The 15,210-nt window shown below is 66.3% G+C and carries 11 protein-coding genes and 3 rRNA genes; 8 read left to right on the top strand and 6 right to left on the bottom strand.

What is annotated here, in order from left to right; translation table 11 throughout:
- Window positions 1-6: 6 nt before the first annotated feature.
- The 4 genes from rrf to PSH25_RS15390 all read right to left on the bottom strand — a co-directional run bounded on the left by rrf (window position 7) and on the right by PSH25_RS15390 (window position 6,219).
- Window positions 7-123: ribosomal RNA gene (gene rrf, locus PSH25_RS15405) — 5S ribosomal RNA — on the bottom strand.
- Between the two features lie 85 nt (window positions 124-208).
- Window positions 209-3,318, bottom strand: a 23S ribosomal RNA gene (locus PSH25_RS15400).
- 383 nt (window positions 3,319-3,701) lie between these two features.
- Window positions 3,702-5,218, bottom strand: a 16S ribosomal RNA gene (locus PSH25_RS15395).
- The 16S, 23S and 5S rRNA genes sit together here, the layout of an rRNA operon.
- A 746-nt stretch (window positions 5,219-5,964) precedes the next feature.
- Entirely contained in the window at window positions 5,965-6,219 is a 255-nt protein-coding gene (locus PSH25_RS15390) for an SCO4848 family membrane protein (protein ID WP_238659742.1), read from the bottom strand.
- A gap of 208 nt (window positions 6,220-6,427) precedes the next feature.
- Here PSH25_RS15390 and PSH25_RS15385 point away from each other — a divergent pair, with 208 nt between their 5' ends.
- Entirely contained in the window at window positions 6,428-6,892 is a 465-nt protein-coding gene (locus tag PSH25_RS15385; RefSeq protein ID WP_238659741.1) for a PRC-barrel domain-containing protein, read from the top strand.
- A gap of 274 nt (window positions 6,893-7,166) precedes the next feature.
- A complete protein-coding gene (trpS, locus tag PSH25_RS15380; RefSeq protein ID WP_238659740.1) occupies window positions 7,167-8,225 on the top strand; it encodes a tryptophan--tRNA ligase in 1,059 nt (352 codons plus the stop codon).
- A gap of 59 nt (window positions 8,226-8,284) precedes the next feature.
- Here the strand turns inward: trpS and PSH25_RS15375 are convergent, their stop codons facing one another.
- On the bottom strand, window positions 8,285-9,007 hold the full coding sequence (locus tag PSH25_RS15375) for a hypothetical protein (protein ID WP_238659739.1): 723 nt from the start codon (window positions 9,005-9,007) through the stop codon (window positions 8,285-8,287).
- Window positions 9,008-9,079: 72 nt separating this feature from the next.
- Here PSH25_RS15375 and PSH25_RS15370 point away from each other — a divergent pair, with 72 nt between their 5' ends.
- From PSH25_RS15370 to PSH25_RS15350, 5 genes are all read left to right on the top strand, one after another.
- Complete coding sequence (locus PSH25_RS15370) at window positions 9,080-9,730, top strand: winged helix-turn-helix transcriptional regulator (protein ID WP_238659738.1); 651 nt, start codon at window positions 9,080-9,082, stop codon at window positions 9,728-9,730.
- A 40-nt stretch (window positions 9,731-9,770) separates the two neighbouring features.
- Window positions 9,771-10,982 carry a low temperature requirement protein A gene (locus PSH25_RS15365; protein ID WP_238659737.1) on the top strand — a complete coding sequence of 404 codons (1,212 nt, stop codon included), beginning with the start codon at window positions 9,771-9,773 and terminating at the stop codon, window positions 10,980-10,982.
- A gap of 129 nt (window positions 10,983-11,111) precedes the next feature.
- Window positions 11,112-11,459 (top strand): YciI family protein, encoded by a 348-nt coding sequence (locus PSH25_RS15360; RefSeq protein WP_238659745.1) that lies wholly within the window; start codon window positions 11,112-11,114, stop codon window positions 11,457-11,459.
- 2 nt (window positions 11,460-11,461) lie between these two features.
- A complete protein-coding gene (locus PSH25_RS15355; RefSeq protein ID WP_238659736.1) occupies window positions 11,462-12,718 on the top strand; it encodes an RNA polymerase sigma factor in 1,257 nt (418 codons plus the stop codon).
- Window positions 12,719-12,735: 17 nt separating this feature from the next.
- Complete coding sequence (locus PSH25_RS15350; RefSeq protein WP_112675211.1) at window positions 12,736-13,326, top strand: HAD family hydrolase; 591 nt, start codon at window positions 12,736-12,738, stop codon at window positions 13,324-13,326.
- Window positions 13,327-13,330: 4 nt separating this feature from the next.
- Here the strand turns inward: PSH25_RS15350 and PSH25_RS15345 are convergent, their stop codons facing one another.
- On the bottom strand, window positions 13,331-14,302 hold the full coding sequence (locus PSH25_RS15345; RefSeq protein WP_238659735.1) for a quinone oxidoreductase family protein: 972 nt from the start codon (window positions 14,300-14,302) through the stop codon (window positions 13,331-13,333).
- Between the two features lie 204 nt (window positions 14,303-14,506).
- Between PSH25_RS15345 and PSH25_RS15340 the strand changes: the two genes are divergently transcribed.
- The gene (locus PSH25_RS15340; protein ID WP_238659734.1) at window positions 14,507-15,202 is read left to right on the top strand and encodes a YoaK family protein; all 696 of its coding nucleotides are present in this window, start codon (window positions 14,507-14,509) and stop codon (window positions 15,200-15,202) included.
- The last annotated feature ends 8 nt before the right edge of the window (window positions 15,203-15,210 follow it).

Raw genomic sequence — 15,210 nt, 5'->3', positions numbered from 1 at the left:
AAGATTGTCCGGCGGCGTCCTACTCTCCCACACCCTCACGAGTGCAGTACCATCGGCGCTGGAGGGCTTAGCTTCCGGGTTCGGAATGTAACCGGGCGTTTCCCCTCCGCCATGACCGCCGTAACTCTATGAACATATCAAACAACCCCGGCACACCTTCACGGGTGTTCGCTTGTTCAGAGTTGCACAGTGGACGCGTAGCAGCTTAGTAGTCAAGTCCTCGGCCTATTAGTACCGGTCAACTGAACCCGTTACCGGGCTTACATTTCCGGCCTATCAACCCAGTCGTCTAGCTGGGGGCCTTACCCCACATAGTGGGTGGGATACCTCATCTTGAAGCAGGCTTCCCGCTTAGATGCTTTCAGCGGTTATCCCTTCCGAACGTAGCTAACCAGCCGTGCCCTTGGCAGGACAACTGGCACACCAGAGGTTCGTCCGTCCCGGTCCTCTCGTACTAGGGACAGCCCTTCTCAAGTATCCTACGCGCACGGCGGATAGGGACCGAACTGTCTCACGACGTTCTAAACCCAGCTCGCGTACCGCTTTAATGGGCGAACAGCCCAACCCTTGGGACCTGCTACAGCCCCAGGATGCGACGAGCCGACATCGAGGTGCCAAACCATCCCGTCGATATGGACTCTTGGGGAAGATCAGCCTGTTATCCCCGGGGTACCTTTTATCCGTTGAGCGACACCGCTTCCACTCGCAAGTGCCGGATCACTAGTCCCGACTTTCGTCCCTGCTCGACCTGTCAGTCTCACAGTCAAGCTCCCTTGTGTACTTGCACTCAACACCTGATTGCCAACCAGGCTGAGGGAACCTTTGGGCGCCTCCGTTACCTTTTAGGAGGCAACCGCCCCAGTTAAACTACCCACCAGACACTGTCCCTGAACCGGATAACGGTCCGAAGTTAGATACCCAAATCAACCAGAGTGGTATTTCAAGATTGCCTCCACCCATACTGGCGTATGGACTTCACCGGCTCCCACCTATCCTACACAAGCTAATTCGAGTACCAATGTCAAGCTATAGTAAAGGTCCCGGGGTCTTTCCGTCCTGCCGCGCGTAACGAGCATCTTTACTCGTACTGCAATTTCGCCGGGCCTGTGGTTGAGACAGTGGGGAAGTCGTTACGCCATTCGTGCAGGTCGGAACTTACCCGACAAGGAATTTCGCTACCTTAGGATGGTTATAGTTACCACCGCCGTTTACTGGCGCTTAAGTTCTCCGCTTCGCCCCGAAGAGCTAACAGGTCCCCTTAACGTTCCAGCACCGGGCAGGCGTCAGTCCATATACATCGAATTACTTCTTCGCATGGACCTGTGTTTTTAGTAAACAGTCGCTTCCCCCTGCTCTCTGCGGCCATACAACGCTCCACCCGCGCGGGGCTTCACGTCTCCGGCCCCCCTTCTCCCTAAGTTACGGGGGCAATTTGCCGAGTTCCTTAACCACAGTTCGCCCGATCGCCTCGGTATTCTCTACCTGACCACCTGTGTCGGTTTGGGGTACGGGCCGCTAAGAACTCGCTAGAGGCTTTTCTCGGCAGCATAGGATCACTGACTTCACCTGAATCGGCTCGGCATCACGTCTCAGCCTTAAATGTGTTGCGGATTTGCCTACAACACGGCCTACACGCTTACCCCGGCACAACCACCGGCCGGGCTCAGCTACCTTCCTGCGTCACCCCATCGCTTGACTACTACCCATCAGGTTCCCACGCTCCCCACCCTCAACCCGAAGGTCTTGGATGGTTTGGGTGGTTAGCACAACGAGGTTCATCAGGGACGCTCTTTCGCGGGTACGGGAATATCAACCCGTTGTCCATCGACTACGCCTCTCGGCCTCGCCTTAGGTCCCGACTCACCCAGGGCGGATTAGCCTGGCCCTGGAACCCTTGGTCATCCGGCGGAAGGGTTTCTCACCCTTCTTTCGCTACTCATGCCTGCATTCTCACTCGTGCCGCGTCCACAACTGGGTCACCCCGCTGCTTCACTCGCGGCACGACGCTCCCCTACCCATCCACACACCTGCACAAGGAATCAAGTCCAAGCGAGGATAAAATGTGAATGCCACAGCTTCGGCGGTGTGCTTGAGCCCCGCTACATTGTCGGCGCGGAACCACTTGACCAGTGAGCTATTACGCACTCTTTAAAGGGTGGCTGCTTCTAAGCCAACCTCCTGGTTGTCTATGCGACCCCACATCCTTTTCCACTTAGCACACGCTTAGGGGCCTTAGCTGGTGATCTGGGCTGTTTCCCTCTCGACTACGAAGCTTATCCCCCGCAGTCTCACTGCCGCGCTCTCACTTACCGGCATTCGGAGTTTGGCTGATTTCGGTAAGCTTGTGGGCCCCCTAGACCATCCAGTGCTCTACCTCCGGCAAGAAACACGCGACGCTGCACCTAAATGCATTTCGGGGAGAACCAGCTATCACGGAGTTTGATTGGCCTTTCACCCCTAACCACAGGTCATCCCCCAATTTTTCAACATTGGTGGGTTCGGCCCTCCACGCGGTCTTACCCGCGCTTCAGCCTGCCCATGGCTAGATCACTCCGCTTCGGGTCTAGGACACGCGACTGAATCGCCCTATTCAGACTCGCTTTCGCTACGGCTCCCCCACACGGGTTAACCTCGCCACATGCCACTAACTCGCAGGCTCATTCTTCAAAAGGCACGCCGTCACCCCGCAAGGCTCCGACGGATTGTAGGCGAACGGTTTCAGGTACTATTTCACTCCCCTCCCGGGGTACTTTTCACCATTCCCTCACGGTACTTGTCCGCTATCGGTCACCAGGAAGTATTTAGGCTTACCAGGTGGTCCTGGCAGATTCACGGCAGATTTCAGGGGTCCGCCGCTACTCGGGAACACCCACAGAAGGTCAGCAACTTTCACCTACCGGACTCTCACCGTCTACGGTCAGCCATTCCAGACTGTTCGACTAGCCACTGACTTTGTAACTTCTCGAACAAGTGTCAGCTTGTTCAGCAGGGTCCCACAACCCCGACCACGCAACCCCTGACAGGTATCACACGCAGCCGGTTTAGCCTCGATCCGCTTTCGCTCGCCACTACTCACGGAATCACTAAATTGTTTTCTCTTCCTACGGGTACTGAGATGTTTCACTTCCCCGCGTTCCCTCCACACACCCTATGTGTTCAGGTGTGGGTGACACCACATGACTGGTGCCAGGTTTCCCCATTCGGACACCCTGGGATCACAGCTTGGTTGACAGCTCCCCCAGGCCTATCGCGGCCTCCCACGTCCTTCATCGGCTCCTGGTGCCAAGGCATTCACCGTTCGCCCTTGACAACTTGACCACAAAGATGCTCGCGTCCACTGTGCAATTCTCAACAAACGACCAACCCACAACCCGATCCGCCCCACACCAAAACCCGATCCTCAGACCAGCGGTATGTGGGGCCAGGCCATGCCTGGCAGACTCCCAGCCCCCACACGGGAGGCTGGCCAAGTCTCTGAAACAACAACACAATGGTTGTTCCTTCAGGACCCAACAGGGTGCTTACATTCTTCCTCAGCCGCACCAACGTCAACCGTTCCCACCACCCAAAAGTGGCTGTACTAGGCGCCGCCGGCCGTTGCCGAGGGAAAACTTGCCAGTGTCTCCGCCATCTGAGCACCCCGACCCAACATTCGTAGGCCGCGGGCTCCTCGCACCCTTTCGGGTGAAGGTGCTCCTTAGAAAGGAGGTGATCCAGCCGCACCTTCCGGTACGGCTACCTTGTTACGACTTCGTCCCAATCGCCAGCCCCACCTTCGACGGCTCCCTCCCACAAGGGGTTGGGCCACCGGCTTCGGGTGTTGCCGACTTTCGTGACGTGACGGGCGGTGTGTACAAGGCCCGGGAACGTATTCACCGCAGCGTTGCTGATCTGCGATTACTAGCGACTCCGACTTCACGGGGTCGAGTTGCAGACCCCGATCCGAACTGAGACCGGCTTTTTGGGATTCGCTCCACCTCGCGGTATCGCAGCCCATTGTACCGGCCATTGTAGCATGCGTGAAGCCCTGGACATAAGGGGCATGATGACTTGACGTCATCCCCACCTTCCTCCGAGTTGACCCCGGCAGTCTTCGATGAGTCCCCGCCATAACGCGCTGGCAACATCGAACGAGGGTTGCGCTCGTTGCGGGACTTAACCCAACATCTCACGACACGAGCTGACGACAGCCATGCACCACCTGTGACCGCCCCCGAAGGACCTCACATCTCTGTGAGTTTTGCGGCCATGTCAAACCCAGGTAAGGTTCTTCGCGTTGCATCGAATTAATCCGCATGCTCCGCCGCTTGTGCGGGCCCCCGTCAATTCCTTTGAGTTTTAGCCTTGCGGCCGTACTCCCCAGGCGGGGCGCTTAATGCGTTAGCTGCGGCACAGGGAACCGGAGAGGCCCCCCACACCTAGCGCCCAACGTTTACAGCGTGGACTACCAGGGTATCTAATCCTGTTCGCTCCCCACGCTTTCGCTCCTCAGCGTCAGTATCGGCCCAGAGACCCGCCTTCGCCACCGGTGTTCCTCCTGATATCTGCGCATTTCACCGCTACACCAGGAATTCCAGTCTCCCCTACCGAACTCTAGCCTGCCCGTATCGACCGCAGGCTTGGGGTTGAGCCCCAAGTTTTCACGGTCGACGCGACAAGCCGCCTACGAGCTCTTTACGCCCAATAAATCCGGACAACGCTCGCACCCTACGTCTTACCGCGGCTGCTGGCACGTAGTTGGCCGGTGCTTCTTCTGCAGGTACCGTCACTCTCGCTTCGTCCCTGCTGAAAGAGGTTTACAACCCGAAGGCCGTCATCCCTCACGCGGCGTCGCTGCATCAGGCTTCCGCCCATTGTGCAATATTCCCCACTGCTGCCTCCCGTAGGAGTCTGGGCCGTGTCTCAGTCCCAGTGTGGCCGGTCGCCCTCTCAGGCCGGCTACCCGTCGTCGCCTTGGTAGGCCATCACCCCACCAACAAGCTGATAGGCCGCGAGCCCATCCCAAGCCGAAAAACTTTCCACCACCAGCCATGCGGCCAGAAGTCCTATTCGGTATTAGCCCCCGTTTCCGAGGGTTATCCCAAAGCTTGGGGCAGGTTGCTCACGTGTTACTCACCCGTTCGCCGCTCGAGTACCCCGAAGGGCCTTTCCGCTCGACTTGCATGTGTTAAGCACGCCGCCAGCGTTCGTCCTGAGCCAGGATCAAACTCTCCAACAAAAAAATTAGTTGAACAGCATCCTGACAACAAACAAATGTTGCCAAAGGAATCCCAACCAGCCAGCAAAAACTGACCAGTCCGGGGTATAAATCATAATTGGCACTGGCTTTACAAGCACCCTGTTGAGTTCTCAAAGAACAACCACACACCGATCAAAAGCCCCACCTCAGTGGAACCCATCACGGGGCTTTTCGTACCGCGTCCCCGGCGCTTTCAGCGCCAGGCACTTTTACTACGTTAGCTTACCGTCTTCGCCGTGTCAAACCGTGTGTCCCGGTCTGTCATGCTTCGTACGGGTCAGCGCCGGCGCACTCACGCAGCAGCGAACCGCTGCGTCAGGTCGTCGGATTCGGCAGACCGGCCGCTGCGGTTTCCCGCAGTCTCGCCCGGTTCCCTGCCGGTCGTGAACCTTACCCGGTCGGCTTCGCCGCACCAAATCCGCCTCGCGGCCGATCCGGCAAGCCCCGCCCGGACCGCGTCCCGCAGGAGCGAACCCCTGCTTGACCCGGTTGCCATCCCGTTCCGGTGCCCCCAGGACCTTCGTCCCGTTTGCCCCGTTCCGCGCTGGCAGAGAGAAAGTTACGCGTCTGCGGGTTTGATCGTCAAATCCACGGGTAGCGGCGCGCGTCACATTCGCGCGCCCGGACGGTTTCCCCAGGTCAGGGCCGTTCCGGCGACAACGGGGCTCGGTGACTTCCAGCAGGAGGGCGCCGACCGGCCTGATCCGCAGGAGCGACAGCGGCGATCAGGACGGCTGCCGTCGCCGGGCGGCGAGCCAGGCCCGGACGCCGAGGACGCCGACGGTGGTGCCGATTGCCAGGGATGCGGCGATCAGCAGCGCGTGCACCCACAGGAAGCTGGTGGTTGCACCCTCGGCCACCGTGCCGGACGCCCAGGACCGTGGGTCCTGCCAGATGGCCACCGCGAACCTCGGCCAGATCACCCAGGTCCAGACGCCGACTCCGACCAGGAAGACAGCCCACCCTCGCGACAGCACCATGGCAGCCGAGTATGCCAGCGCCCCCGTTCACCAGGCCGGCGGCGCGAACGCCGGCGCCGTCGATCGCCGCCCCGGCGGCTCGTGCGATCGCACTGCCACGCCACACCTGGATCGGGGCACCGACGTACAGCGCGCAGGCTGTTTCCGGCATCAGTGGGATGGGCACTGCGAAGGAGGACAGCTGAGGACCGTCCCCCGGAGGTACCCCATGCAACCGTCGATCTTCGATCCCTGGGCCTGGCGTGATCCGTCCGCCCTGGCCGGCGGCTACACCCAGGCCACGCCCTCGGTCACCCCGTCGGACGGTGCGGAGGGTGGGCACGACGGCCCGGACGCCCCCGGCCCGGGCACACCTGTCGACCTCGTTGGCTATCAGGTGCAGGCGAGCGACGGACGCGTCGGCACCATCGACGAGACCAGCGACGAGGCGGACGCCGGGCACCTGGTGGTGGACACCGGGCCCTGGATCTTCGGCCAGAAGGTGTTGCTGCCGGCCGGGACGGTGGCCCGGGTGGATCATCAGGAACGCGTCGTGCACGTCGACCGGACCCGCCAGGAGATCAAGGACGCGCCACCGTTCGATCCGGACTCGGTCGACCAGGAGTACCGGGAGCGGGTCGGCACCTACTACGCCGACAGCTACCTGTCCCCACCGGCAGCGGACCGCAGGTAATCTGAGGCCGTGGTCCGGACGGGCAACTGCGCATCCGAGGCTGTCGACCTGGTCGACGGCCGCTTCCTCGGTGCCGCGCCCGGGATCCCGACCAGCTCCGGCGATGGCCGTGAGCAACTTCTGAACGTCCTCCGTGCCGGTGGTCTGCGGTTTCGCGCCGGCGCGCGATGGCGGGCGACTCGCTGAGTCGATCCCGCTGACCGATCAGGGCTGAGCCAGCCCTGATCGGCGCGCGCCCACGCGTGACCCACCTTCGGTAACGAGAGGCATCACCATGTCCGTCGCACGAATGCTCACCGGCGACCGGCCCACCGGCCGCCTGCACCTCGGCCACTACGTCGGCAGCATCGCCAACCGGGTACGGCTGCACCAACGCTACGAGAGCTTCTTCATCATCGCCGACCTGCACATGCTCACCACCCGCAACCGCCGGGAGGACATCGATCAGGTCTCCGGCAACGCCCGGGAGATGGTGACCGACATCCTCGCCGCCGGCGTCGACCCGGACCGGGCCACCTTCTACCTCCAGTCGGCCATCCCGGAGGTCGGCGACCTCAACACCCTCCTGCAGAACCTGGTGACCGTTCCCCGGCTGGAACGGGTGCCCTCGCTCAAGGACATGGCCCGCGACGCCGGCAAGGAGGAGATGCCGTACGGGCTGCTGGGTTACCCGGTGCTCCAGGCCGCGGACATCCTCTGCGTCAAGGGGGAGGTGGTCCCGGTCGGCCGGGACAACGCCGCACACGTCGAGGTGACCAGGGAGATCGCCCGGCGGTTCAATCACCTGTACGGCCCGGTGTTCCCGGTGCCCGAGTTGATCCCGGCGGACACGCCGAGCCTGGTGGGTACCGACGGCGCCGCCAAGATGAGCAAGAGCCGGGGCAACTCGATCGCGCTCTCCGACGACGCGGCGACGGTGCGTCGCAAGGTGCTCGGCATGTACACCGACCCGAACCGGGTGCGGGCCGACGTGCCGGGCACGGTGGAGGGCAACCCGGTGTTCGCGTACCACGAGATTTTCAATCCGGACCGCGACGAGGTGACCGACCTGGCGCGGCGTTACCGGGCCGGGCGGGTGGGCGACGTGGAGGTCAAGGAACGGCTGGTCGTCGCGCTGGAGGGGTTCCTGGCGCCGATCCGGCAGCGCCGGGCCGAGATCGAAGCCGACCGGGGTCTGGTCGACCGGCTGATCGTCGAGGGCACGGAACGGACCCGCCAGGAGGTACGCCAGACGGTGCTCGAGGTACGCCGGGCGATGGGGCTGACCGGCGCGTACCAGCAGGTGCGGCGGCGGGCTGAGCGGAGCCGGCGCCGGACGGACGCCTCGACCTGAGGCCGGGGCGTCCGGTCGGCGGCGTGACGCCGGATCCGCTGTGAAAAACCGCCGCGTTCTCAGCGGATCCGGACGTCCGCCAGGTCCAGGGTGATCGGCGTCCAGGAGAGGTCCGGGGTGCGGTCCTCCTGGCGGATGTGGATCCGGCGTCGGGTCGGCACGACCAGCCCGTCGACCTCGGTGGCTCCGCTCACGTAGTGCGCGACCGGGGAGGAGCCGTTGACCACCGGCTGGTAGTCCATGCGCCGCAGCAGCCCGCCGTCGTCGAAGTAGTACAGCTGGGTGTCGCTGTGGGTGTGCACGCTCTCGGGGAACGTGACGCGCAGGACGCGCCATGACTCGCCGCCCTCCGTCCACGGCTCGACCTCGTGCGCCTCGACGCCCGGCCAGGTGAACAGGACCGGCTCGACGAGGTAGTGCCAGGTGGCGTAGCCACGGAAGTAGGCCGCCTGGGCGAGCGTCCACTGGCTCTCCCCGGTGTAGCCGGCAAAGCTCGCCCGGGGGTTCGTCAGCTCGTCGATCAGACTGCCGTCGGCCGCGGTGACGGTGACCCGGTCGGTGTCGCTGTCGTACTCGGTGACCCGGCCGGTGCCCTCCTGGACGTGGCGGATCCGTTCCCGGTGCAGGTCGGCCTCGACCAGTTCGGTGCCGTCGAAGTCGGGGCGGCCCTTGAACGCCCAGAACGGGCCGCCGTAGGTGAGCCGGGTGGTGAGGGTCGACGCGGTGTTCCAGCGGTCGAGGCCGCCGTGACGCTCGATCACCTTGGCGAGCAGTGCATCCATTACTTACTCCTAAGTTAGGACTAGATGATCCGACATTAGCACTGCTCGGTGGGCGCCGACTACGATGACGATGTGACTCAGCGGACTTACCAGGACGCCTGCGGGGCGGCGCGCACGATGGACATCGTCGGCGAGCGCTGGGCACTGCTGATTGTCCGAGAGCTGGTGTTCGGCCCGAAGCGTTTCGGCGATCTGCGGGCCGGCCTGCCGAAGGCCAGCCAGAACGTGCTCAGCCAGCGCCTTCGGGAGCTGGAGCAGTCCGGCATCGTCCAGCGGGTGCAGCTCGGGCCGCCGGCCAGCGTGCACGCGTACGAGCTGACCGAACGCGGTCAGCAACTGGAGCCGACGCTCATCGAGCTGTCGCGGTGGGGCGCCGGCCTGCCCGCGGAGCCGGACGTCGAGATGAGCACGGACGCGTTCATGCTGCTGCTCAAGGCCCTCTACCGGCCACCGACCGACGTGCCGATGACCGCTCGACTCCGGTTGCAGGTCGGCACCGATGCCTTCGAGGTGGGGGTGACGCCGAGTGGGATCAGCGTGGCCCGTGGGCGGTCCGGCCAGGTCGACGTCACTGTCATCGGCACGGTGAGAGCGCTACGGGACGTGATGTTCGGCGGCACACCGCTGCGATCGGCGGTCTCGGCGGGCGGCATCGAGGTGCACGGCGACATCGGGGCGGCCGAGCGGTTCTTCCTGCTCTTCGGAGCGGCACCGGGCGACTAGACCGGATGAACCGCCGACCCATCTGGCGCAGAATGCGAGGATGAGGAGGATTTTCGACATTCATCCGGTGCCGGCGGGGGTCACCCACCGGACCACGATGTTCGAGATCTTCTTCGACCTGGTCTTCGTCTTCGCCCTCACCCGGGTCATCACGTTCATGGCGGCGTCGCCGAGCGCGCTCACCCTGGCCCAGGGGCTACTCCTCCTGCTCCTGCTGCTCTACTCCTGGGGCCCGTACACCTGGGTGGGAAACCTGGTCCGGCCGGACGTCGGCCTGGTCCGCGCGGCCACCCTGGTCGCGATGGCGGCGATATTCGTGGCCGCGCTGGTGCTGCCGGACGCCTGGCAACAGAGCCCGGGGTTGTTCGACGCGCCGCTCACCCTCGCCCTGGCCTACGTGGTCGGCCGCGCGGTGCAGCTCGTAATCCTGTTCTGGGTGAGCGCGACGAACCCACCGCTGCGCTCGACGCTGCGCTTCTTCAGCGTGCCGGTGATCCTGGCGTGGCTCCCGCTGATCGCCGGCGCGCTGCTCGGCGGCGTGGCCCAGACGGCGCTCTGGACGGCCGCATTGCTTGTGGACATCGGCGGCGCGCGGATCGCGTCCGCCTTCCGGCCGTGGCAACTGGGCAGCGTGGACCACTTCACCGAGCGGTTCGGCCTGGTACTCATCATCGCGCTGGGCGAGTCGTTGATCTCCGCCGGCGAAGGGCCACGGACGATGGCACCGGTCAGTGCCGCCGTGCTGGCCGCGCTGCTCGGCCTCACCAGCACGGTCTGCCTGTGGTGGCTCTACTTCGACCGGCTGGCACCCGCCGCGCGGCAGGCCGTCAGCAACGTGCCGGGTGAGCGACGGGCCAGCGTGGCCGGCGACGCGTACGGCATCGGGCACTCCCCGCTGATCATCGGTGCCATCTACGTCGCGCTCGGCATCGAGGAGGTGATCGCCCAGCTCACCGAGGAGTCGGCGCATCCCGGCCGGCTGGGCTGGGAGGCCGCGACCGCGCTCTACGGCGGCACCGCCCTCTACCTGCTCAGCAGGTTGGCCTTCCGTCGGCTGACCGTTCACGCGGTGTACCCGACGCAGGTCGTCGCCGCGCTGCTGCCGCTTCCCCTGCTGCCGATCGGCCGGTCCCTGCCGCCACTGGCGGCCCTCACCCTGCTGACCGCCTTCCTGGTCGGGGTGACCTGGTTCGAGCGACGGATGGACCGACGCGACGAACGACCCGAGCCGACACCGCCGGGTCCGTCGTGAGCGCCTCCGTGCCTTCGGTGCAGCCGGCCACCAAAGAACCTGGCGCGCCGTGTCGATAACCGCGGTCCGCGATCGTCGTCATGCTGTACGGCGACACGCCGCACCGAGAGGAGCCGAAACGTGAAGTACATGCTGCTGTTCATGAGCCCCATGGTCGACGGGGAGGTCGTCGACAACGGGTGCAGCTTCGAGGACTGGATCCGCTACGACCGGGAGATGAAGGACTCCGGGGTCTGGGTCTCCGGGCATCCGTTGCAGGACCTGACCACCTGCACGACAGTGCAGGTGGGCCCGGACGGCGAGCGCACGATCACCGACGGGCCGTTCGCCGAGACCCGTGAGTTGCTCGGCGGGTACGACGTCATCGACGTGCCGGACCTCGACGCCGCGCTGGACTGGGCGGCCCGCAGCCCCGGAGCCATCGGCACCGGATCGGTTCAGGTCCGTCCGATCTTCGAGCTCGACGTGCAGGTCTGACCATGCCGGGCGAGGGGGCAGCCGTCGGGTCGTCGGTGGAGGCGGTGTTCCGGGAGGAACGCGGCCGACTGCTCGCCTCGCTCGTGCGCCGCTTCGGCGACCTCGACCTGGCCGAGGAGGTCGCCTCCGAGGCCATCGAGGCGGCGCTTGTGCACTGGCCGACCGACGGCGTCCCGAGCCGGCCGGGCGCCTGGCTGCTCACCACCGCTCGGCGACGAGCCGTGGACCGGCTGCGCCGCGACCGGGTGCTGGCGACCCGGCTCGCCGTACTCCGGGCGGAGGCCGAGCGGGCCGACCACGCCCCGCCCGCCGACGCGGACCGTGACCTGCCCGACGACCGGCTGGCGCTCTTCTTCACCTGCGCACACCCGGCCCTGGCCGCGCAGGATCGCGGCGCACTCACCCTCCGGTTCCTGGCCGGCCTCACCACCACCGAGGTCGCGCGGGCCTTCCTGGTGCCGCCCGCCACCATGGCCCAGCGACTCGTCCGCGCCAAACGGAAGATCCGCGACGCACGCATCCCGTTCCGGGTACCGGGCCCCGACGAGCTGCCCGGTCGTCTGCCCACCGTGCTCCAGGCCGTCTACTCGGTCTTCACCGAGGGGTACGCGGCCAGCTCCGGCCCGGATCTGCAACGGACCGACCTGGCCGAGGAGGCCATTCGGCTGGGTCGGATCCTGCGTCGGCTGCTGCCCGCCGAGCGGGAGGTCGCCGGGCTGCTCGGCCTGATGTTGCTGGTCCACGCCCGACGTGACGCGCGTACCGGGCCGGACGGCGCCATGGTCCTTCTCGACGACCAGGACCGCGGACGCTGGGACCGTCCCATGATCGAGGAAGGGCGCGGCCTGGTGGTGGTCGCGCTGACCGGCCGAGCGCCCGGCCCGTACGCCGTGCAGGCCGCCATCGCCGCGCTGCACGACGAGGCCGCCGACGTGGCCAGCACCGACTGGCCGCAGGTGGTGGCGCTCTACGACGTGCTGCTCGGCCTGGTGCCCTCACCGGTCGTCGCGCTCAACCGGGCCGCCGCGGTGGCCATGCGGGACGGGCCGGAGGCGGGGCTCGCCCTGCTCGACGAGTTGGCCGACGATCCGCGCCTGCGCGGCCACCATCCCTATCCGGCGGCGCGGGCCGACCTGCTGCGCCGGCTCGGCCGGCACGACGAGGCCGCGGCCGCGTACCGCAGCGCGTTGACGCTGGTGGGCACCGAACCGGAGCGCGCGTACCTGCTCAGACAGTTGCGATCCGTTTCGACCGAGTGAGCTGTACCCTTCCCCGGGTGAGTCTGCCTCTGCCTCCCGGGCCGTTCGCCGCGTACCTGTTCGACTGCGACGGCACCATCGTCGACTCGATGCCGCTGCACTACCTGGCCTGGCAGCGGGCCCTTGAGGAGTGGGGCTGCGAGTTCCCGGAGGACCTCTTCTACGCCTGGGGCGGGCGGCCCACCGCGGACATCATCGTCGCGCTGAACGAGCAGCAGGGTCTGGCCATGCCGGTGGCGGCCGTCGTCGAGCGCCGGGAGAGCTACTACCAGGAGTTGCTGCCGCAGCTCGCCGCCGTGCCCGAGGTGCTGGCGCACATCCACGACGCGCACCGACGGGTCCCGTTCGCCGTCGTCTCGGGCAGCACCCGCGCGTCGGTCACCGCCTCCCTGGACGCGCTCGGCCTGCTGGACCGGTTCGACGTGCTGGTCTGCGCCGACGACTACACCCGGGCCAAGCCCGACCCGGAGGCGTTCCTGCTCGCGGCGGAGCAGCTCGGCGTACCCCCGGAGTCCTGCCTGGTCTTCGAGGACACCGACCTGGGCATCCAGGCCGCGACGGCGGCCGGCATGGCATCGGTACGCGTGCCGCAGCAGCGCACGCCCTGACGTGTCAGGCCACCGTCAGCAGGAGCTTGCCGGCGAAGGAGGTCTGTAGGCGCTGGTGCGCATCCCGCACCTTGCCCAGCGGGAACTTCTCCGCGACGTGCACCACGAACGGCCCCGCCTCGATGAGCTCGTTGAGGCGCTGCAACTGTCGAGGGCTCGATTCGCCGTCGTACGCGCGGACCGTGACGCCCGGCCGTTCCTGCGGCTCCGGCCGCACCCCGTGGGCGAACGCGACCACCCCGCCGTCGGCCAACGACTCGGTGAGCCGGTCCAGCGTCGCGCCGCCGGCCATCGCCAGGATGGCATTCACCCCGCCCGGTGCCGCGTCCCGGATCCGGGCCAGCACCTCGGTCATGTCGCCGTGGCCGTCGAGGGACACGTCGGCGCCCAGCCGGGTCACCAGCGCGACGCCGTCCCTCCCGGACGCCACGGCGATCACGTTGAGCCCCTGCCGCTTCGCCAACTGCACGGCCAGGTGGCCCTGACCGCCGCTCGCACCGAAGATCAGCAGCCAGGCGCCGGACGACAGGCTGAGCGCGTCGAGCCCGGCCAGCGCGGTCAGCGCATCGGTGGGCATGGCGCCGGCGTGCTCGGCGGGCACCCCATCGGGCACCTGCGCCGCGTACTCCGCCTTGACCGACGCGTACTCGGCGTAGAAGCCGCCCTTCGGCCGAGCGGTGGCGGAGACGTAGACCAGGTCGCCCACCGCCAGGCTGGTCACCTTGCTGCCGGCCGCGATGACGGTTCCGGCGCCGTCGGAGCCGGGCACGATCGGGAGCGCCGAGCCCTCCGGCACCAGCACACCCTCGCGCTCGTACGCGTCCCACACCCCGACGCCAGCGCTCAATACCTTGATCAGCACCTCGTCGTCGGCGACCTCCGGGATCGGCAGCTTCCGCAGGGTGATCACCTCCGGCCCGCCGAACTCGTCCAAGGCCGCGGCCTGCATCCGCTCTGGCACATCCCCGTCAACCATGTGGATTCCCTCTCCGTGCCGGCGTCACCGTCGCAGCATGCCGGCTCGGACACCGGCGTGGCCCGGAGCCGAGCGTCGTTCACCCACAAGGACGAACGCCCACGCTCGCCGGGACTCGCCGGGCGTAGCCGGGGCGGGCACGGGAATGTCCGCATACCGCGCCGGACGCGTCGCGCTGGCCGCAGGACCGAGGGAAGGGGCATCGTGCACGCTCCGTCGCCGCGGGCCACGGCCTGGCTCCTGGTCGCGCTGGCCGCGGCCTCCGGCTGCCTCGACGTGCTCTGTCTGACCAGGCTCAACGGCTACTTCGCCAGCGTGGTCACCGGCAACCTGGTGCACTTCGGCCACGCGCTCGCCACGGCCGACACCCGCTCGCTCGCGGGGGCGGTGGTGGCGGTCGGCGGGTACGCGGTGGGCGTGGCCGCTGCCACGGTGCCGTTGCGCCACACCCCACCGGGTTGGAACCGCCGTACCGCGGTGGTGACGTCGGCCGAGGCGGTGCTGCTGCTCGGCTTCACGGTGGGCTGGTTGGCCTGCTCGGCACGTCCGGGGTACGGCTTCGGGCTCGTGCTGCTGGCGATGGCGGCCGTGTCGAGCGGCATCCAGAGCGTGATCACCGTGGCCGCCGGCGTACGGGGTGCGTCGACCACCTATCTGACCGGCTCGCTGACCGAGTTGGTCCGGCGTCGCGTCGTCGACCCGCACCGGTTCGCCGACGTGGGTGGCGTCGGCCGGCTGGCGGGGCTGGTGGTCGGTGCCGTGCTCGGCACGGTGGTGCTACGTACGGCCCCGATCTGGGCATCCGTGCCGGCGGCGGTGCTGGTGGTCGCCGTGATCGCGTTCGCGATCGGCCTGACCCAGCGGGCGAGAACCGCCGCCGGCCGAAGCCAGCCGAGTTGACCGAAGCC

The sequence above is a fragment of the Micromonospora foliorum genome (assembly GCF_022229015.1).
GTDB classification, from domain to species: domain Bacteria; phylum Actinomycetota; class Actinomycetes; order Mycobacteriales; family Micromonosporaceae; genus Micromonospora; species Micromonospora foliorum.
This window is presented reverse-complemented; position numbering and strand designations above follow the sequence as displayed.

Bases quoted from the DNA above. Each gene is read 5' to 3' on its own strand.
- PSH25_RS15385 (WP_238659741.1), top strand. From the start codon at position 6,428: ATGCAACCGTCGATCTTCGATCCCTGGGCCTGGCGTGATCCGTCCGCC.
- PSH25_RS15345 (WP_238659735.1), bottom strand. From the start codon at position 14,302: ATGGTTGACGGGGATGTGCCAGAGCGGATGCAGGCCGCGGCCTTGGAC.
- PSH25_RS15390 (WP_238659742.1), bottom strand. From the start codon at position 6,219: ATGGTGCTGTCGCGAGGGTGGGCTGTCTTCCTGGTCGGAGTCGGCGTC.
- PSH25_RS15375 (WP_238659739.1), bottom strand. From the start codon at position 9,007: ATGGATGCACTGCTCGCCAAGGTGATCGAGCGTCACGGCGGCCTCGAC.
- PSH25_RS15360 (WP_238659745.1), top strand. From the start codon at position 11,112: ATGCTGCTGTTCATGAGCCCCATGGTCGACGGGGAGGTCGTCGACAAC.
- trpS (WP_238659740.1), top strand. From the start codon at position 7,167: ATGTCCGTCGCACGAATGCTCACCGGCGACCGGCCCACCGGCCGCCTG.
- PSH25_RS15365 (WP_238659737.1), top strand. From the start codon at position 9,771: ATGAGGAGGATTTTCGACATTCATCCGGTGCCGGCGGGGGTCACCCAC.
- PSH25_RS15355 (WP_238659736.1), top strand. From the start codon at position 11,462: ATGCCGGGCGAGGGGGCAGCCGTCGGGTCGTCGGTGGAGGCGGTGTTC.